This is a genomic window from Microbacterium sp. CGR2 (genome assembly GCF_003626735.1).
Taxonomy (GTDB): Bacteria; Actinomycetota; Actinomycetes; order Actinomycetales; family Microbacteriaceae; genus Microbacterium.
In genome coordinates this window covers 3159018-3176138 of sequence record NZ_RBHX01000001.1, presented here as the reverse complement: position 1 = coordinate 3176138, position 17121 = coordinate 3159018, and the positions used below count along the sequence as shown (strand labels likewise).

Here is a 17121-nt window from a genome sequence, read left to right as displayed (position 1 = left end):
GCATCTCGAAGCGAACGCCACGATATCGCGCGGAACAAGTATGGCAGGGTGCCATGAGTCGACATCTCGGGTGGGGGTGGCGCCAGGGCAGAGCGTGATCTCGGGCTTCGTCATCGTGAGTTCGGACCGGTGGGATGCGAGAGATCGTACGCGCGCGAGACCTTCGCGGGGACAACCATCCGCCAGGCATCCACGACCAGCTCGCGGGCCTCGGCCGGCTCCAGGACCGCGAGATCGGCGTGGACCCAGTTGAAACGCAGATCCGACTCCGCAGGCATTTGGAACTTGCATGGATTCCCCGCGACCAGCGCCGCACGCTCCTCCCTCGGAAAGGCGAATCCCATCACCCGCTCGTCCAGCGAGAACGCGACGTAGACCATCTGCCCGACCCGGAACTTCAACCGCCCGCGCACCGAGGCATGGTATGAACGCTCCAACTCCGCGCCCAGCGCTCGAACGTCATCGATGACGGCCATATGCGTATTCCGTTCCCTAGATCATTCGATGAGAAGTTCGACAGGAATGTTGCCGCGCGTCGCATTCGAGTACGGGCAGACATCGTGTGTTGTGCGGATGAGTTCTCGACCGGCCTCGGGAGACAGGCGCTTCGGAAGCGATGTCCGCAGCGTGACTTCGAGGATGAAGCCACCCGCGCCGTTCGGAAGCAGGCCGACCTGGGCAATCACCGACACACCTGAAACGTCGATTCTCCTCTGGGCTGCGACCAGCTGCAATTGGCGTGCTCGTGCTGGCGCCCCTGGTCAAGGAGCACTCCACCCGTCCTCGCCATTCATAGCGTCAGCTCATCGGGAGTCGTCGTGTGGCGTCAGTCGGCCCGTCGGCGCCGGGCTCTTCCCCTCGCGAGGCCGGAGGCCATAACGACGATGATCACGACGGACACGACGGTCAACAACCCGCCCAGCCCCGCGACAGTGCGGCCCGGGGCCCCGTGGCCCTCGACCACAGCCGCGCTCGGTTCGGTAGCGCTGTAGATGACCGTGACGCTGCTGCCGAGAGCGGGCTTCTCGTCGGGCGCCCAGTCGGCCCAGACCGAATGCGAAGAAGCGTCGCCAGCGAGGTACTCGACTCTGAAGTTGTGCGTGCTGGCCTCGGCCCCATCGTTCACTTCGACCACCGTTCCCGTCGTGCGCGAACCGGTCGCGACGAGCTCCCGGTCGGCGGCGTTCATCGACGACCCGGTCACCAGCAACACGGGCCCGACGAGGAGGAGGGCCACGACCATGATCTTTTGGAACACGGGGTGGTACACGAAGCTCCGGGGAGCGTTGCCGGAGTTGTAGGACATCATCACGTGCTCATCTCAGCACAGACTCACCCCGTCGACAGAAATCAGCAGCCGATCCTCGTTCTCGAACGAGTGTGTGGCCTTCACCGAGAAGTTGCGGATCCTGTCCAGCGGTGGTGGCATCCGGACCTGGGTTCGCGGCGACGTCATCTATCGCTTCTACGAATATTCACCCTCTTCACCCTTTCGGGGCTACGTTGATAGCGATCGCCAACGCGTGACCGGCGACACTGTAGTGTCTTCTGGACCGACGATCCCAATAGGGGTGGTGCTGCCGGTAGACCGGCGGGTGGGCGCTGACTGACATCGATCGCGAGGGGTTGGCCGACATTGCACATGAATCTGAGTGAGCTCATGTTGGGCGTTGCAGGGGTTTCCGCCACCCTCATCGGTACTTTCATAGTGGGAGTGTTTTTCTATATCGACACGGATTTGCACCGGCGTCACATGGGGTCGAATGCGGCGGATCGCTACCTGCGTTCTGGCGTGCGCTGGGTCTTCGCCGTCTATGCTCTGCCGCTGTTCGTGTGCTTGGCTTTGGCGGCGTTCGAACCGGTCTGGGGCGGCGCGATATTCATCGCTCTGAGCGCGATACTGGTGCTCTCCACCGTGGACACGGGGCGGATGATGTCAGTGCGAGGAGGATCGGGCGGCTCGGTCGCCCTCGCGGTGAATCAGTGGTTGTGCACGGGAGCGGTAGTCGTGTTGGTTTCGCTTCCGTGGGTCATCGGGGGATGGACGCCTGCCGCGACCGCATTCATTCCGTCCATGGTGCTTGCTCTTGCCTCTGGCTTCGCCAGCACGGTGGCACTGATCATGGCGCAGTTCGACGCGACCGCACCGATGGCGGATTCGAGTCCCGCCGAACCCGAGTCTGAGGTTGCTCACCGGTAGACGGACTCAGGACCGTGGCAGCCCTATGCATGGGCGAGGCCGAGAGATCGCCAGAACGCTTGCAGTCTTCGCACACTCGAGGCACGTGCTGATCGGGCGACAGCGCAGTGTCGTGCAGGATGGGGGTGTGACCGAGGAACTGCGCACCGTGATGCAACAGCTGACCGACACCACCATCGAGGAACCAGTCTTCTTCATCGCGGCAGTCCCTTGGACCCGCCCGTCGGAGGACGGGAAGCCCGTCCCGAACCGCCCCATCACCCTGGCACATACGACGAACACGCTGGCGGACTACGCCACGCTCGACCAGCTGGACAGCTACGTCAGCATGGGGTACAACTCGCTGCTCGTCGGGCAGCGCATCGGTCTGATGCGCGCGGGCGAGGTAGCTGCTGCGTGGCCGGTCGACAATACCGGGTGGCCATGGCCCGGCACACGCGATAAGGGTGCCGCGTGGGCGTTTCGCGCAGATCCCGGCCCGGCGGGGTGGCAGAGGCATCCCGCCTCCAGCAAAGGCATCATCGTGTCCAAAGGCACACTGACAGAGGTCATCGATGAAGCCGCCTCGGCATCGGAGGCCGACCCTGAAGCAACGATCGTCGTCGCCGGTCAGTGTTTGTTCGAAGCCCATTGGCACTGACGTCGCACTTCTCTGCGGACGATGCATCACCGCGCTGGGTCGCGCGATGGCAACCGGTCACGGTGCCCGCGTGAACGGGACCGACTCGTCTACGTGCAGGTTGAGGACGTCGCCGGGGTGCACGGTCGGATAGATGTTGTTGAACTGCAGCACAGTCACGTAGTCGACGCAGAATCGGTTGCCGATTCCGGCCGGCGCATCGCCGGCGACGACCTGTACGTCTCGGGCCGGCCGTCGTCTGTCAGGCTGACCTGACCGGCCGCAGTTACCGTCGCGCCCGTGTCAACAAGGCCGGGTCCGTCCAGGTGAACAGACGTGGTGACGTCATCCTCGTCGCCGTAGTAGCCGAACCGGATCGCCGACCACGTCGTGCAGTTGTCGGGGAGGCCGCCGTTGGCGGCGTTCGGAGGGACGAACTCCGGCTTCGGAGTGTGCGTGGGCGCGCTATCTGCCGCAGCTGCGGCCGGCGTGGGGTCGGCGGGAGCAGCGAGCAACTGTCCCGCGACGAAGGTCCCGACGCCTGCGACCGCGGCCGCTGCGACGCACATGGTGATCTTGGCTCCTCGCTTCATGTCGTCCAGCCTCTCAGTACACGGTTCGAAGATCCATTTGCCCCGCATCAAGCCGGTAAAGGTTGGTCCTCCCCACTCGCGGGAGGAGTCCGTGCTTTCGGGGAGCGCGCGCCCTGCAGATCGGTCGTTATGGTGCTGTCGTACGAGCTTCTAAACTCATCGGCATGAGCGACGCGTCCGGCCGTGCAGTCGGGGTTTCCCGGCCAGACGTTCGTCATGCTAGGCAGCCTGGACGACCCGGAATCCGTGAAGCCTCCGATCATGGCGATCTTCACCGCGCGCCGTGTCACATGGACGACGGCGCTCGATGTGCCGCAGTACCCGGCCCGCCCCACACCGCACCAGGCTCCACGGAGGGACGGCTGGCCGGAGGGTGCGGATAACAGGATCCCGTCGAGCAGAATAGTCGGAGAGTACGAGGCGGGGGAGTGTTCGACGCCCCCGCCCCACCATTTCGGCAGGCTCACATGACAGCGCTCTTTGCGGACTGTGCAACAGGAGATAGAGGATGAACCCAGAGATCATCACCTTCATCATCCTCGGCGCGGCCGTGATCGCGTTCGTGTCGAACCGCATCCCCATGGTCATCGTCGCGATGGCGGTGCCCATCGCACTGTGGGCCACCGGCGTCCTCACCCTGGGTGAGTCCTTCGCTGGATTCGGTGACCCGATCGTCCTGTTCATCGTGGCGCTGTTCATCGTCAGCGAGGCGCTCGACGCGACAGGCGTGACATCGTGGGTGGGCCAGCAACTCATGCGGCGGGCAGGGAAGGGCCGTTCGCGGCTCCTGCTGATCGTCTGCCTCCTCGCAGCCGTGCTCTCCGCCATCATCAGCATCAACGGGGCCGTCGCAGCCCTTCTTCCGATCGTCGTGCTCGTGGCAGTGCGGGCAGGGATCGTGCCCTCGAAGATGCTGCTTCCGCTGGCGTTCGCGGCCGGCGCTGGTTCTCTCCTGACATTGACCGGAACACCGGTCAACATCCTCGTGTCCCAAGCTGCCGCAGAAGCAGGTGGGCGCCCGTTCGGATACTTCGAGTTCGCGATCGTCGGGATCCCGATGGTTGTCCTGACCGTGACCCTCGTGATCGCGCTGGGGGACCGGCTCCTCCCTGAGCGGGTCCCGGACCGGCTCGCAGAGCCGGCGGACCCGAGCCATGACGCGAAGGCCTGGCGTGAGACCTATGACGTTCCGCTTGACACCGGCCGCCTCTTCACGGTTGGCGAAGGTGTCGCCGAGGTCCTCATCGCACCTCGCTCGAGCTTGATCGGACGCAGTGTTTCGCCGGGCATGACCACCCGTCAGGAGGACCTGGTGATCCTCGCCCTGCGACACAGCAGTGGGCCCGGCGACGTTGGCCGAAAGGCGAACCGCGCCGTCACTCTCCAAGCGGGCGATGCCGTCCTCGTACAGGGTCCGTGGGAAGCCCTGCATCGCTACACGAGCTCGCCCGACGTCATCCCGGTGAGTTCACCCCGGCAGACGCAACGGACCGTACCGCTCGGGCGAGGAGCCCGCCGCGCGCTCGTGATCCTCGGCGTAATGGTCGTGCTGCTCGCCACAGGTATCGTCCCTCCGGTCATCGCGGGACTCCTTGCAGCTGGCGCTCTCATCCTGACGCGCGTGCTCACCGTGTCGCAGACGTTCTCCGCGATTTCATGGCCCACCGTCACTCTCATCGCAGGGATGATCCCGCTGTCATCCGCATTCGTGTCCACCGGCGCCGCCGACCTCGTCGGCGACGCGGTGCTGCAGCTCGTCGGGGACACCTCGCCGTACCTCGCGCTGCTCACCATCTGCGTCGCATCTGTGGTGCTGGGGCAGTTCATCTCGAACGTCGCGACCGTCCTCGTCATCGCTCCCATCGCGGTATCGGTCGCGTCGAGCATGGACGTCAGCGTGCAGCCGTTCATGATGGCGCTCACCGTCGTCGGAGCCGCAGCCTTCCTGACGCCCATCGCCACACCCGTGAACCTCATGGTCATGCAACCCGCGGGATACCGGTTCGGCGACTACTGGCGACTCGGCGTTCCTCTCGCCCTTGTCTACATCGCCGTCGCGGTCCTGTACGTGCCACTGATCTGGCCGTTCTGAGCACACGAGTTGTGCGCGGCGCGACATCGGATGCGCCGCCTACTACGTCAGTTCCGGAGGGGTCGGGGGTGGTCGCTGGGCGCGGAGACATTAGCGAGTCCTTCCGCCGAAACTTCGAACGAATAGTTCGAGTCTCGAGAAGGAGAGTCAACACCTCCCGTGGTGGTTGCCTCGCGCCCGTACTCTGACAACAACGGAATGAGTATTAGGCGATTCTTCGCGAACGACCAGTAGTTATCGATGACGGCACGAGCGGACGGGTCGTCGAGGAGCGCAACCTAGGTTGACAGGACGTCCGTTAGCAACGTAGGTTGACGGCGATGGAGTCCTCACAGATTGCGGCCGTGGCAGCCGACACCAGCGACCCGAGAGCGGGGTTGCGAGCGGTGGCAACGTTGCGTGTACTGGCCGACACCTTGGAGCTTCGACAGGTCGAGGCCGCACTGCGTGCAGGGATGAAGTGGCAGGACATCGCTGACGCTCTCGGGGTCACCCGCCAAGCCGTCCACAAGAAGCACGCCAGACGAGTCGACCCCACGATTCCCGTCCTCAGGAGGAACGCATGAGCAAGTTCGTTCGCGCCGCTCAGACCAGTCAGTCGCTCTCCCTCGTAGCTATGGAGGAGGCGTCTCGGCTGGGGCTTCGTACCGCAGACATCGAGCACCTTTTCCTCGCTCTGGTGGTCAGTGATCAATCCGCGGGACGCGCGCTGCGTGATATCGGTATTGATCTCGACGTCGCACGACGTGCCGTTGAGGAACAGCACCAAGCGCAGCTGGCGTCACTCGGCATCGGAACGTCCTTCCCGGAGGCAGGGCGAATCGTCTTCCACGAGACGGACGGCTACGAGTGGAGCAAGCGGGCTTCTGACCTCATCGCCCGGTCTGTCAGCAGACACAAGGCCGGGGACGCCGCTGCGGTGCTTCAGGAACTCGTCTCGGAGCCCAGCGGTCTGATCGCCGAAATCCTGGAACGTCTGGACACGACACCCGATGCCGTCCTCGACCACCTCAGCCGGTTCGGCTCTCCCGAGGAAGTGAAAGCGCCTACCGCAGCAGAAGTGGAAGGGTGGGCATCGGGGTCAATGGACGCATTCGTCCCTGCCCCAAGAGAACAGGTGTGGCAGTTCTTGTCGGATCCGATTCGCGTCCCGGACTGCGAGATGAGCGTCGGCACCGTTGAACTCCTGAGCCGAGATGCGCCGGCGGGAACGGTGTGGCAAGGCCTCGCGCCCATGAGCCACCCCAACGGGAAGCCGGTGAAGCACAAGGCCAGGTTCCGACGCCGCAACATCGAACTCGTCGCAGCACGCAGACCGGAGAGAATCGTGTGGAGCTTCACGTACCCCGATGCCCCCCGAAGCGCCTCGGTCCGGAATGAACTGTTCTTGGTGGAAACGACTGGTGGCACCCGGGTGCGAATCACCAAATCCTGGTCTCGACGCGAGGGATGGCGCAGACTCGTCGCACTCCCGCTGCGCCCCGCTCAGAAGTTCCTCTTGTGGATCAACCTGCTTTCGACGTCTGGCGCAATCAGCAGAGCATTTCGCTGATCCGAGGAGCGACAGGATGTCGAGATAATTCGGAAACTCGCGGCCTTGGAGGCCAGGAGAAGGAGGGCAAGCAGTCTCGTTCGCCGGCGATACTCGCGAGGGACGCTGCCTTGCACGCAACTCTCCCAAGGCGATGGCTGCCGGCAGTCGCTCACCGCTGACCGCTCGCGGGTCGGGCGGTAGAGCCCGGGTCATCCGGGAAAACGTCGGAGACGAGGTTTCGGACCCGTCGGTCGTCGGCCTCCCGTCTCACTCGAAATCGCCCCACGTCGCCAGCATCTCCTCTCCTCGGTACGGTGAGGCTATGACGATGCGACCTCTCACTTCGGCTGACCGGCCGCTCCTCCGGGATGCAACGCTCGCCAACATGAATTGGAACGAGGAGCGTTTCACGCTCGACGACGTCGACGCCGCCAACGAGATCTCGCATTACTTCACGAGCTTTCCCTCGGGCCGCGATTTCGGGCTCGCTCACCAGGACGGAAACGTCGTCAAGGCCGTGGCCTGGCTGGTGTTCCTCCCCGCCGAGGATCCGGGATACGGATTCGTCGATGCGGATACGCCTGAGTTGAGCATCACCACTTTCGCCGCGTACCGAGGTCAGGGCATCGGAAGCCAGCTGCTCTCGGATCTGATCAGCCAGGCTCGCAGCCGCAGGCTCGCAGGCATCAGCCTCAGCGTCGAGGATGGTAATGATGCACGACGCCTCTACGAGCGCGCCGGCTTTGAAGCCGTCGGACGCAACGGAGGTTCGGACACGATGTATCTCGCGCTGACCTGATGCTGTCGCGTGAGAGAGCGTGCGCCTCAGCAACGCTCGCTTCACAACGCGGGAACCGAAGCCCTCAGACGAGGCCGTCGACGACTATGAATGCGACCCCGTGTTCGTGGGTCCACTCCGACGTCACGCGAAGGGAGCGCTTCTTCAGCTCAGCGGGGAAAGTCTCGAGCTCGACATCGGAGAACACCCACGTGCGCAGAGTCGACCGGGACAGGTACGGCGCACCAGCGTAACCTCCCTCGGATCGCCCTCAGTCATTCGCGCGGCCACGTGTCCGACCACGTGACCGTCAGTCTCTGCGACCCAAGCTGTCTCAAGCTCCTCGAGCCAGCTCTCAGCATCCACAGGCCAGTTGATCGGATACGAATCTCGCAAGTGAACGGCGCGGAGAACCTTCACACAGGAGGCCATGTCGTCCGAAATGCGACGTCGAAGGGTTCAGACTTCGGGGACCTCAGTCCCGGACGACCGCGGCGACGGCGCTGACTTCGATCAGGGCTCCGGGCACACCGAGACCGGCGACGAGGGCCGCCGTGACGAGGGGCGGAGCTCCTTCGCGCGAGAGCTTCGACGCGACCGCTCCGTACGCGGCGCGCAGGTCGGCATCCTGGTGGATGAGAACTGTCCAGCTGATGACGTCGTCGAGGGACGCGCCGACGGATTCGAGCGCCGTCCTGGCGTTCTCCACAGCGCGGACCGACTGCTCCCCGGCATCCGTCGAGACGACAGTCCCCGCGGCGTCGACGCCGTTCTGGCCGCCGATGTAGATGGTCGTCGCGTCGGGTGGCACGACGGCGACGTGACTGAAAGCGGGGCTGACGACGAGCCCCTCGGGCTGAGCGAGTGTGATCTCCATGGGGAGAGTGTGCTCCGCACCTCCGACATCGGTGAATCCTACGTCGGATTCATCGCCAGCTGAGCCGGTGCAGCGTTCTGCTCGGGGTGGAAGTGCTCGGTGCGACCAATACGCTCGACGTAGGCTTCCTCGAAGCTGCTAAGCGGATCGACGAGTAGAACTGCAACCGAGTCGCCCTGTTTCAGCGCACGATCATGTAGGCACAGTCGGAATGATCGACGATTGCGGGGAATGACTTCCCCAAGCGCTCGATGGCACCGTCGCTTCCGCGGTGCGTTGTCTGGAACGCAGGGACGTCAGGTCCGCTGATGAACAGGGTGACTTCCACACCTGTCTTTTCTCCGAGGATCACCGATCTTGGATCCCGCACCTCAGGGCTGGGCCGATGAGCAGTTCGATCACACCGACGGCGTAACCTGCGAACCTCGCCGCAGGGCCTTTGCGGAGTACCTGCGTGAAGTTCCCGTCTTGTGCCAGCCACAGCTCGTCGGGCTTCATGGCAAGATCGTAGCCCCGTCCGCAAGTGGCGCGCGCCCGTGCGACGATTGCCGGTGTGACGGACATCGTGGCGGGAAGAGTTCCCGAAGATATCGCGAGATGCATAGAACTCTGGGTGCATGCGCTTCGGCACCGCGATGGTGATGTCGACTCCGCACCGGTCGCTGAACGCATGAAGTCCTTGTTCGACGGCCCCGTCATCCGGTTCGCGCTCTCGGGCAAGCCGTTGGCGGGCTTTGCTCTCACCACCCCGAAACCGGGTGATGGCACGTCAGCATTGCTGGAGCGCATCGCCGTTCTGCCCGAGGCTACCGGGCAGGGCACTGGCCGTGCCCTGCTGCGGGACGCAGTGCAATCCTCGAAAGGCGCCGGTTGCTCGACGATCGAGCTCGCGGTGAGACGAGGGAACGCCGCCATCCGGCTGTACGAAACGGAGGGGTTCGAGGCGGTCTCCGGGCCGGTTCCGCACCCTCTCGGTGGCGAACCCATGATCACCTACAGCCGCCATCTCTGAGGACAGTACGTCGAGTGGCGAGCCGCACGAAAACAATCGTCACCACCAGCCCCAGCAGCGCACCGAGTGCGACATCATGCAAATAGTGGACGCCTTGAGCTATTCGTCCGATCGCCACCAGCGCGGCGACTGCCGCAGCGAGCCACGTGAGCCACGTTCGCCCGAACCCAACGGCGATGACGACGACCGCACCGAACGCCAGCGTCGCGTGATTCGAGGGCAATGACCAGTCTCCAGCCGGAGGACACTCAGCGGCGATAGCCCAGCGACTGCAGGGTCGCGGCTGCGCGAAGACCAGCTTCGCGCCCTCGCTCACCGCATAGGCGACGACTACTCCACCGGCTCCCGCCACCATCTTCGCTCGGCGTTCAGGATGGCGGATCCACGCGTAGACGATGCTGGCGGCCGTCGTCGCAGCGAGTAGTGACAGCCCAGCTTCCGAGACGAGATCGACATTCCGGATGCCTGAACCGACGGATGCGAACCACTGTGTTCCGATGACGCTGAAGCTGCCCGGTGCGGGCACCACCAGTACAGCTATCGCGAGCAGTCCAGCAGTGACGAGGGGGATCAGCTGGCGGCGCGACAACATCGAAGGAGGCATGGTCTCCAGCCTCGCGGGAGACGAGAATGGTTGCATCGTGCGTCGGGCGGAGTTGTGATCATCCTCGCGATGTACTCAGGCGGGCATCGTTCGGCCTGTTGATGTTCATTCGTTGCGCGAGGGCGAGCCAGGCCACCGCGCACGACGCGGATTGCTCCCGGAATAGTCCTTCGCGTGGGGTTTTCAGTGCCAGTGGGCTCCGAATAGTCCACCGGAGCAACGTCCGAAGCCCCCACCGTCGATGAGGCGAGTGAGGGCTTCTTCGTCTCACTTCGATCGGGATTTCCGCTGTGTATCGGTTGTTCCGAATTCGCGTCGGGATGCTCGAGCTGGGTCGCGAGGGTTCGCGTCTGCAAGTGGGACGGCTCATGGTGGTGCTGGCTCGATGGCTACGCTTGGGAACATGGCAGATGAAGTTCGCAATGTGCTCGACGCTCTTTCCGCAATCGATGAGCACTGGCAGCCGCACCGGCTGACCAGCATCAATGACTATGACGTCAAGGTGGTCAAGCTGCAGGGCGAGTTCGTGTGGCACACCCATCCCGACACCGATGAGCTCTTCATGGTCGTGAGCGGCCAGCTGACGATCCAGCTCCGTGACCGAGACGTCATCTTGAATCCGAATGACGTGTTCGTCGTTCCGCGGGGCGTCGAGCACTGCCCGAAAGCGACGGACGAGGTTCAGGCGATCCTATTCGAGCCGAAGGGGACAGTGAACACAGGAAACGCCGGCGGTGACAGGACCGCGGAGCTGAAGGAGCTCGACTGACCGCGAGGCGTTGAGCACCGCCCCGCCATCGACTCGGACTACGAGCGGGTAGCGGGCGTTCGTCGGGTGATGTCGGCCGCCTTCAGGACGCGCTTGATCTCCTTGAGCGAGCGCCAGGGGCGACCAGGCGGCCACTCGGACGTCACGGACGCACTCCCTCCGAGCTGCGCTGCGACGGTCAGGAGCCGAAGACGAGTCCCTTGATGTGCTCGATTACTTCGTGGAGTTGGTCGTAGTCGCGGATCGCGGGGTCGGCGACGACGAGGTTCCAGACTGTGGCGATGCCTGCGAAGACCGCGAAAAGCACGACGCCGATGATCAGGCCGGTGACGGCGGTGCCGTTTCCGTGGGTCGCTCCGCGCAGTCCGGACCAGGCGACGATGATCGCCGCGCCAGCGAGCACGGCCGGCACAAATCCGACGTACGGGATGAGTATCAGCATCGGCGCGGAGAGGAACGCGGCGGCGCACAGCACGAGCGCGATGACCCCCTTCCCGGCTGCGGATTTGCCCGATGGGGGCCGATTGTTCTGGATGATGTGGGCGGGGGCCTGGCCGGGATTCTCAGACATGAGCGTTCTCCTTCTTGCGTGTGGCGGGGTCAGATGCGGGTGTCGTGGCGGTCGAGCACCCGGGTGGTGAGGACGATGAGGGCGATGGTGAGGACGCCGGCTGCGGTGAAGATCGCGGCGACGGCTCTGCCGGTGACGGTGCCGTCGTCGACGAAGGAGCCGGTGCCCAGCAGCGCGGCGCGGGTGGCGACGCCGTAGGGCGAGATCAGGGCGGCGTCGCCGACGGCCATCAATGCGGCGGTCGAGACCCCGGAGGCAACCAGGGCGATGGCGACGGGCGCGGCGAAGGATCGTAGGAACATCGACAGCGCCGACTGGACGGCCGCGACCGGGATCGTCGCGAGGATCAGCAGCCCGGTGACGGCGAAGTGCTGGCCGGGCAGCATCCCGGGCAGCCCGAACGCGACCTTGCCGATCACGATGACGGCTGCCAGGAGGACGACCTGCATGATCGCGGTGAGTCCCGCGACGACTGCGGCCTTGGCGGTGACGATGTGTAGCGAGCTGGTCGGGCCGCTCATCAGCGCGTTCCAGTTGCTGCCCCGGTGCTCGACCCGCCAGACCAGGGAGCCGAAGATCGCGATCCCGATCGCGAGCGGGAAGAGGCCGTAGAAGCCGACCGACTGCAGCCAGACGGTGTCCCAACCGTTCTCCGGCTGACGGCCGTCGGCGAGCTGGGTGGCGGCCCCGGCAAGGACGAGCACGATGGGCAGGAGCAGAACGATCGGCCAGGCCAGGGATCGTTTGAGCTTGACGAGTTCGGCGGACAGCGCGTTCATGTCAAGCCTCCTGACGATCGAAACGGACGGTGAGGACGGCGAAGGTCACCCCGACGACCACGGCCAGGACGGCGATGCTCGGGTACGCGATCGGCAGCGCCTGGATCGCATCGCCTTCGTAGCCGGCGGCCTGGGCGAGGGCGTAGTAGCCCCACGGGGTGACGTGCGCGGCGGCGGCCGGAAGGCCCTGCGAGAACACCGCGAGGATGCAGCCGAGCACGCCGACGCCGAGGGCGACGAGCTGGTTCTCGACCTTCGCCGACAGCAGGATGTGCAGCGCGAGAACGGCCAGGTTGACCACGAGCATGCAGAGCGTGAATCCGACCCAATGCCCGAGCGGCACCGGCGGCAGGATGCCCGCGAGCACCTTCCCGAAGGCCAGCACGATCAGACTGGTGCCGAGCGTGACCACGGAGACGATCAGGCCGAGTGCAACCAGTTTGGCCCGACAGACACCGCCCGGGGTGACCCCGGCGGTGGACTGCAGCAGCCATCCGTTGCCCTGGTGCTCGATGTCGGTCTGCCGGGAGGCGAGCACCGCCAGCAGCAACGGGGAAAGCAGTGGGATGCCGAGTGACATGCCGGCCAGCAGCGCGTTCCACGCCTGAGGTGTCTCGGGATCGAACTCCGGGCTGGAGATCACCGCGAACAGCGACAGTGCGAGCACCCCGAGGACCATCAACACCGCGATCACCCCGACCTTGAGGTGGCGCATTTTGGCGAACTCGTTCGCCACTGCCCGGGAGATCACAGGCCGCCTCCAGCGGTGAGGGTCATGAACACGTCCTCGAGCGTCTGCTCCTCGCGCCGTACCCCGTACACCCCGATCTTCTCGCCGACGAGCGCCGCGACGACACCAGCGGTCTTTCGGTCATCCAGGCCGGGGACGGCGATCTCACCGTCCGCGGTGAGGCGCGCGCTGAAGGAGCGCAGGGTGGCAGTGGCGGCGTGCGGGTTCGAGCACGTGACGATCACGTCCGGGTTGGAGGCGACCAACAGTTCCGACCGTGGGCCCTGAAAGATCATCCGGCTGCCGGAGAGGATCCCGAGCACGTTCGCGGTCTTGTCGATCTCGCCGAGCAGGTGAGAGGACACCATCACTGTGACGCCGCCGTCGGCGAGGCGACGCAGCAACGTCCGCATTTCTTCGATCCCGGCGGGGTCCAGTCCGTTCGTCGGTTCATCAAGGATCAGCAGCTTCGGCTCTCGGGCCAGCGCCATCGCTATCCCGAGACGCTGCTTCATCCCGAGGCTGTAGTTGCGGACCTTCTTGTCCATCTGGTCTTTGAGCCGGACGGCGCGGACTGCGTAGTCGATCTGCTGATTGGTCAGGCCGAGCATCCGCTGCACCAGACGCATGTTCTCAGCACCGGTCAGGTGCGCGTACCCGGGCGGGGCCTCAATGAGCGACCCGATGCTGCCGAGCAGGCTTCGGCGCGTGCTGCGGGTCATGGGCTGTCCCATGATGTGCACGTCGCCGCTGGTGGGCTGGACGAGGGAGAGCAGCATCTTCATCGTCGTGGACTTGCCCGCCCCGTTGGGCCCGAGGAACCCGTACACGCTCCCGGCCGGGACACGCAGGTTCAGGTTCTCGACGACGCTGCGCTGCCCGTAGCGTTTGGTCAGGTTCGAGGTTTCGACGATCGGGGAAGACATGCCTCCACGATCCCGAAATCGCGCCCAGGGGTCGTCTCGCTGCAGGCATATCTTCCGCGTATCACTTCAGACATACCCGCACCCGCCGTATGTCGTGAGACCCACGGGAAAGGACCGCTACGGTCAGCGTTCGCCGGCCTCAACGAGACCAGACTCATAGGCGAGTACCACCGCCTGCACCCGGTCACGAAGGCCCAGCTTGGTGAGGATGCGGCCGACATGCACCTTCACGGTGCCCTCGGCCAGCACAAGCTCGGCAGCGATCTCCGCGTTCGACAGGCCCCGTGCGATCAGGATGAGCACTTCGTGCTCACGCGGCGTCAGTTCTTTCAACCGCACCGTGCCGCTCGGCTCCGACTGCGGGCGGGACCGCGTGAAGTGGTCGAGTAGACGCCTGGTTGTGCTCGGCGCGACCACGGCGTCGCCGGCGTGGATGTGCTTGATCGCGGCGGCGACGTCCTCGACGGGGGTGTCTTTGAGCAGAAACCCCGACGCACCGGCCTGCAGTGCGTCGTACGCGTACTCGTCGAGGTCGAACGTCGTCAGGATCAGCACGCGCGGGCCGCCCTCCCCGGCGCAGATGCGCCTGGTCGCCTCGACCCCGTTCATCCGCGGCATCCGCACGTCCATGAGCACGACATCGGCTTCGACCCGGTCGAGCACGTCCAACGCGGTGTCACCGTCGTCGGCCTCGCCGACGACCTCGATCCCGGGCTGCGATTCCAGCACCATCCGCAGTCCCATGCGGATCATCTGCTGGTCGTCGACCAAGACTACTCGCACCGTCACGTCGTTCCCTCCTCTCGCGGCAGCACCGCGACGACCTCGAACCCTCCGCCTTCGCGCGGTCCGACCCGCAGCGTGCCGTGGTGGGCAGCGACTCGCTCGCGCATCCCGAGCAGGCCGTGCCCATGCGTGACCGCCTCCAAATCCTCGGCCTGACCGTGCCCGTCGTCGGTGATCCGGACTTCGACCTCGTCGTCACGGTACTCCAGACGCACGTCGACACGAGTGACGTGCGGACCGGCGTGCTTGCGTGAGTTCGTCAAGGCTTCCTGCACCAGCCGGTACACCGTCAGCCCCAGTCCCTCCGACAGCGACGCCCGATTACCGCTGACACTAAGAGCGACTGGCAGCCCGGCGGTGCGGGACTCCGCGACGAGGGCATCGAGCTGATCGATGCCCGGCTGCGGGGCGTCCGATCCCGGCTCGTCCTCGCGCAGCACTCCGAGCATGCGGCGCATGTCCGCCAGCGCTCCTCGGCCGGTGTCGCGCACATGGAGCATCGCCGACTTCGCACGCGCCGGCTCCGACTTGACCTTCGCCGCCGCCCCGTCGGACATCAGCACGACCACGCTGAGGCTGTGAGACACGATGTCGTGAATCTCCCTTGCGATGCGTGCCCGTTCGTTGACGACCGCGATCCGCGCGTTGTTTTCCCGCTCACGCTCTGCCTGCTCGGCTCGCTCCCGGAGCCCGGCCATGTACTGACGGCGAATGCGCACCAGCGTCCCCCAGGTCCACACCCACAGCGTCACCACGATCAGCACCCCGAGCTGCCCGACGTCGATCACTTCCTCGCCCAGGTGCGGGATGACCGCCACCAGCAACCAGGCCACCGTCAGCGCCGCAGCCGAGAGGGAAACCCGCCAGATGTAGCGGGTCGCGACGTTGTAGACGGCGAGCAGAAGCATCGCATCCGCCGCCAGCACCGGCGCGCCGAGCAACAACTGCGCGAACGCAGCCACCAGCATTACGCCGAGCACCCCCACTGGGAAGCGTCGGCGCATCAGGTACGGGCCGCAGAGCGCCGCGGAGACCACAATCAGCCCGATGACCTCGCCAGGACCATCAGCGAAGATGGGGATGATCGGCAGGTTGTAGAGGAACACCCCGATCACGACCAGCAGGTCCACCAACCATATCCGGGCGCGCAGCCAGGAGCCCGGACCAGCCACGGGCCCCGGAACCGCATGCGCACCGGTGGTCGGAGCCACCGGTTCAGGAGCCGTAATCCTCATGCTGTCCAACGTTACCGCCGGAGCCCACTGAGCTCTGGCTCGCCGAACGGAGCAGAGGCGCGGCCAGATCGGCGCGCTGGCATAAGCGGTGAACTCCCGCGCTACGCAGCTGTTGGTTCAGCGAACCTTCGTTCGCTAAATCGCAATGGTGCCGCGTCGCGCGAAAGTGAACGGAGAGCCAATGGATCTGGATGTGGCGGGTGTCAACCAGACGACAGACACGGGGCAGTGCCCGCGACCGCAATCATCGAGGTGGTTGTCGCTCACTCGTTGCGTGAGGGCGAGATCATACCGACCGCGCGCACGACCGGAAATGCTTCTGCGAGTAGTCCGTCGCCTAGGGATCTCAGTGCCAGTGCGGGTCGAACATGCACTGACGGCGACGACGATCGTTGTCTCAGGGTCGAACTCTGACGCCGCGGCAGCTTTGTCAATGACCTCGGCCAGCGGACCAGCGGACACGATGATTCCCTTGCTGGATGTGGGATCCCGCTGGTACCCCGCCGGAGCGCTGTCTGCACTGAACGCCCAGGCGACGCCCCCATCGCGTGTGCCAGGCCACGGCCACCCGGTATTGTCGACCGGCCAGGCAGCAGCCAATTCGCCAGCGCGCATCAGCCCGATGCGCTGCCCGACGAGCAGCGACTTATAGCCCATGCCGACGTAGCTGTCCAGCTGGTCGAGCGTGGCATAGTCCGCCAGCGTGTTCGTCGAATGTGCCAGAGTGATAGGGCGGTTCGGTGTGGGCTTCCCGTCCTCCGACCGGCGGGTCCAGGGGACTGCCGCGATGAAAAACACCGGTTCCTCGATGGTGGTATCGGTCAGCTGTTGCATCACAGTGCGCAGTTCCTCGGTCATGGCATCCTTCCGCGAGCATCAATGGTTTCCTTCCAAGAAACTACCTGATAGTTTCTCTGAAGGAAACCAATGGGAGGAATCTTATGGACAGCCACGAAGCAGCTGCTCGTCTTGAAGAGGTCCGTAGGATGAGCCGCCTGTCAGCATTGAGCGGAGCA

The 17121-nt window shown here is 65.0% G+C and carries 23 protein-coding genes; 8 read left to right on the top strand and 15 right to left on the bottom strand.

Annotation, left to right across the window (positions count from 1 at the left end; translation table 11 throughout):
* Window positions 1-110: 110 nt before the first annotated feature.
* From D7252_RS16000 to D7252_RS20450, 4 genes are all read right to left on the bottom strand, one after another.
* Window positions 111-476 (bottom strand): MmcQ/YjbR family DNA-binding protein, encoded by a 366-nt coding sequence (locus D7252_RS16000; RefSeq protein WP_120776291.1) that lies wholly within the window; start codon window positions 474-476, stop codon window positions 111-113.
* Window positions 477-497: 21 nt separating this feature from the next.
* Window positions 498-734, bottom strand: coding sequence for an OsmC family protein (locus D7252_RS15995; protein ID WP_120776290.1), 237 nt, complete (start codon window positions 732-734; stop codon window positions 498-500).
* A 92-nt stretch (window positions 735-826) separates the two neighbouring features.
* On the bottom strand, window positions 827-1309 hold the full coding sequence (locus D7252_RS15990; RefSeq protein WP_120776289.1) for a DUF3592 domain-containing protein: 483 nt from the start codon (window positions 1307-1309) through the stop codon (window positions 827-829).
* A 12-nt stretch (window positions 1310-1321) separates the two neighbouring features.
* Complete coding sequence (locus D7252_RS20450; protein WP_259461118.1) at window positions 1322-1456, bottom strand: hypothetical protein; 135 nt, start codon at window positions 1454-1456, stop codon at window positions 1322-1324.
* Window positions 1457-1642: 186 nt separating this feature from the next.
* On the opposite strand from D7252_RS20450, the gene D7252_RS15985 reads away from it, so the two are divergent.
* The gene (locus tag D7252_RS15985) at window positions 1643-2200 is read left to right on the top strand and encodes a hypothetical protein (RefSeq protein WP_120776288.1); all 558 of its coding nucleotides are present in this window, start codon (window positions 1643-1645) and stop codon (window positions 2198-2200) included.
* A gap of 127 nt (window positions 2201-2327) precedes the next feature.
* Window positions 2328-2840, top strand: coding sequence for a hypothetical protein (locus tag D7252_RS15980; RefSeq protein WP_147406754.1), 513 nt, complete (start codon window positions 2328-2330; stop codon window positions 2838-2840).
* A gap of 155 nt (window positions 2841-2995) precedes the next feature.
* Here the strand turns inward: D7252_RS15980 and D7252_RS15975 are convergent, their stop codons facing one another.
* Complete coding sequence (locus D7252_RS15975; RefSeq protein ID WP_120776286.1) at window positions 2996-3412, bottom strand: hypothetical protein; 417 nt, start codon at window positions 3410-3412, stop codon at window positions 2996-2998.
* Window positions 3413-3920: 508 nt separating this feature from the next.
* Between D7252_RS15975 and D7252_RS15965 the strand changes: the two genes are divergently transcribed.
* The 4 genes from D7252_RS15965 to D7252_RS15950 all read left to right on the top strand — a co-directional run bounded on the left by D7252_RS15965 (window position 3921) and on the right by D7252_RS15950 (window position 7837).
* A complete protein-coding gene (locus D7252_RS15965; protein WP_120776285.1) occupies window positions 3921-5504 on the top strand; it encodes an SLC13 family permease in 1584 nt (527 codons plus the stop codon).
* Between the two features lie 320 nt (window positions 5505-5824).
* On the top strand, window positions 5825-6070 hold the full coding sequence (locus D7252_RS15960) for a hypothetical protein (protein WP_120776284.1): 246 nt from the start codon (window positions 5825-5827) through the stop codon (window positions 6068-6070).
* Complete coding sequence (locus D7252_RS15955; RefSeq protein WP_120776283.1) at window positions 6067-7056, top strand: Clp protease N-terminal domain-containing protein; 990 nt, start codon at window positions 6067-6069, stop codon at window positions 7054-7056. Before D7252_RS15960 ends, D7252_RS15955 begins: the two co-directional genes overlap by 4 nt.
* A gap of 367 nt (window positions 7057-7423) precedes the next feature.
* Window positions 7424-7837 carry an N-acetyltransferase gene (locus D7252_RS15950; protein ID WP_251050747.1) on the top strand — a complete coding sequence of 138 codons (414 nt, stop codon included), beginning with the start codon at window positions 7424-7426 and terminating at the stop codon, window positions 7835-7837.
* A 454-nt stretch (window positions 7838-8291) separates the two neighbouring features.
* Here D7252_RS15950 and D7252_RS15945 read toward each other — a convergent pair whose 3' ends face one another.
* Both D7252_RS15945 and D7252_RS20135 read right to left on the bottom strand, forming a co-directional pair.
* Complete coding sequence (locus tag D7252_RS15945; RefSeq protein WP_120776282.1) at window positions 8292-8693, bottom strand: RidA family protein; 402 nt, start codon at window positions 8691-8693, stop codon at window positions 8292-8294.
* A gap of 348 nt (window positions 8694-9041) precedes the next feature.
* Window positions 9042-9191, bottom strand: coding sequence for a hypothetical protein (locus D7252_RS20135; RefSeq protein ID WP_183055323.1), 150 nt, complete (start codon window positions 9189-9191; stop codon window positions 9042-9044).
* A gap of 172 nt (window positions 9192-9363) precedes the next feature.
* Here D7252_RS20135 and D7252_RS15940 point away from each other — a divergent pair, with 172 nt between their 5' ends.
* Window positions 9364-9705 (top strand): N-acetyltransferase, encoded by a 342-nt coding sequence (locus tag D7252_RS15940; protein WP_147406753.1) that lies wholly within the window; start codon window positions 9364-9366, stop codon window positions 9703-9705.
* Here D7252_RS15940 and D7252_RS15935 read toward each other — a convergent pair.
* Window positions 9683-10309 (bottom strand): phosphatase PAP2 family protein, encoded by a 627-nt coding sequence (locus D7252_RS15935; RefSeq protein ID WP_183055322.1) that lies wholly within the window; start codon window positions 10307-10309, stop codon window positions 9683-9685. The two genes, D7252_RS15940 and D7252_RS15935, sit on opposite strands and share 23 nt — an antisense overlap.
* A 403-nt stretch (window positions 10310-10712) precedes the next feature.
* Between D7252_RS15935 and D7252_RS15930 the strand changes: the two genes are divergently transcribed.
* Entirely contained in the window at window positions 10713-11078 is a 366-nt protein-coding gene (locus D7252_RS15930; RefSeq protein WP_120776279.1) for a cupin domain-containing protein, read from the top strand.
* Between the two features lie 178 nt (window positions 11079-11256).
* Here the strand turns inward: D7252_RS15930 and D7252_RS15925 are convergent, their stop codons facing one another.
* From D7252_RS15925 to D7252_RS15895, 7 genes are all read right to left on the bottom strand, one after another.
* Window positions 11257-11649 (bottom strand): hypothetical protein, encoded by a 393-nt coding sequence (locus tag D7252_RS15925; protein ID WP_120776278.1) that lies wholly within the window; start codon window positions 11647-11649, stop codon window positions 11257-11259.
* Window positions 11650-11678: 29 nt separating this feature from the next.
* Entirely contained in the window at window positions 11679-12428 is a 750-nt protein-coding gene (locus tag D7252_RS15920) for an ABC transporter permease (RefSeq protein ID WP_120776277.1), read from the bottom strand.
* Between the two features lies 1 nt (window position 12429).
* Complete coding sequence (locus D7252_RS15915; RefSeq protein ID WP_120776276.1) at window positions 12430-13179, bottom strand: ABC transporter permease; 750 nt, start codon at window positions 13177-13179, stop codon at window positions 12430-12432.
* Window positions 13176-14084, bottom strand: coding sequence for an ABC transporter ATP-binding protein (locus D7252_RS15910; protein ID WP_120776275.1), 909 nt, complete (start codon window positions 14082-14084; stop codon window positions 13176-13178). The genes D7252_RS15915 and D7252_RS15910 overlap by 4 nt, the downstream gene beginning before the upstream one ends.
* 123 nt (window positions 14085-14207) lie before the next feature.
* Window positions 14208-14873, bottom strand: a complete 666-nt coding sequence (locus D7252_RS15905; protein ID WP_120776274.1) for a response regulator transcription factor — start codon at window positions 14871-14873, stop codon at window positions 14208-14210.
* Window positions 14870-16081 (bottom strand): sensor histidine kinase, encoded by a 1212-nt coding sequence (locus D7252_RS15900; protein WP_259461117.1) that lies wholly within the window; start codon window positions 16079-16081, stop codon window positions 14870-14872. Before D7252_RS15900 ends, D7252_RS15905 begins: the two co-directional genes overlap by 4 nt.
* Before the next feature lie 159 nt (window positions 16082-16240).
* Entirely contained in the window at window positions 16241-16963 is a 723-nt protein-coding gene (locus tag D7252_RS15895; protein ID WP_120776272.1) for a hypothetical protein, read from the bottom strand.
* Window positions 16964-17121 lie beyond the last annotated feature (158 nt).

Bases quoted from the DNA above. Each gene is read 5' to 3' on its own strand.
- D7252_RS16000 (WP_120776291.1), bottom strand. From the start codon at position 476: ATGGCCGTCATCGATGACGTTCGAGCGCTGGGCGCGGAGTTGGAGCGT.
- D7252_RS15990 (WP_120776289.1), bottom strand. From the start codon at position 1,309: ATGATGTCCTACAACTCCGGCAACGCTCCCCGGAGCTTCGTGTACCAC.
- D7252_RS20450 (WP_259461118.1), bottom strand. From the start codon at position 1,456: ATGACGTCGCCGCGAACCCAGGTCCGGATGCCACCACCGCTGGACAGG.
- D7252_RS15985 (WP_120776288.1), top strand. From the start codon at position 1,643: ATGAATCTGAGTGAGCTCATGTTGGGCGTTGCAGGGGTTTCCGCCACC.
- D7252_RS15975 (WP_120776286.1), bottom strand. From the start codon at position 3,412: ATGAAGCGAGGAGCCAAGATCACCATGTGCGTCGCAGCGGCCGCGGTC.
- D7252_RS15965 (WP_120776285.1), top strand. From the start codon at position 3,921: ATGAACCCAGAGATCATCACCTTCATCATCCTCGGCGCGGCCGTGATC.
- D7252_RS15960 (WP_120776284.1), top strand. From the start codon at position 5,825: ATGGAGTCCTCACAGATTGCGGCCGTGGCAGCCGACACCAGCGACCCG.
- D7252_RS15955 (WP_120776283.1), top strand. From the start codon at position 6,067: ATGAGCAAGTTCGTTCGCGCCGCTCAGACCAGTCAGTCGCTCTCCCTC.
- D7252_RS15950 (WP_251050747.1), top strand. From the start codon at position 7,424: ATGAATTGGAACGAGGAGCGTTTCACGCTCGACGACGTCGACGCCGCC.
- D7252_RS15945 (WP_120776282.1), bottom strand. From the start codon at position 8,693: ATGGAGATCACACTCGCTCAGCCCGAGGGGCTCGTCGTCAGCCCCGCT.
- D7252_RS20135 (WP_183055323.1), bottom strand. From the start codon at position 9,191: ATGAAGCCCGACGAGCTGTGGCTGGCACAAGACGGGAACTTCACGCAG.
- D7252_RS15940 (WP_147406753.1), top strand. From the start codon at position 9,364: ATGAAGTCCTTGTTCGACGGCCCCGTCATCCGGTTCGCGCTCTCGGGC.
- D7252_RS15935 (WP_183055322.1), bottom strand. From the start codon at position 10,309: ATGCCTCCTTCGATGTTGTCGCGCCGCCAGCTGATCCCCCTCGTCACT.
- D7252_RS15930 (WP_120776279.1), top strand. From the start codon at position 10,713: ATGGCAGATGAAGTTCGCAATGTGCTCGACGCTCTTTCCGCAATCGAT.
- D7252_RS15925 (WP_120776278.1), bottom strand. From the start codon at position 11,649: ATGTCTGAGAATCCCGGCCAGGCCCCCGCCCACATCATCCAGAACAAT.
- D7252_RS15920 (WP_120776277.1), bottom strand. From the start codon at position 12,428: ATGAACGCGCTGTCCGCCGAACTCGTCAAGCTCAAACGATCCCTGGCC.
- D7252_RS15910 (WP_120776275.1), bottom strand. From the start codon at position 14,084: ATGTCTTCCCCGATCGTCGAAACCTCGAACCTGACCAAACGCTACGGG.
- D7252_RS15895 (WP_120776272.1), bottom strand. From the start codon at position 16,963: ATGACCGAGGAACTGCGCACTGTGATGCAACAGCTGACCGATACCACC.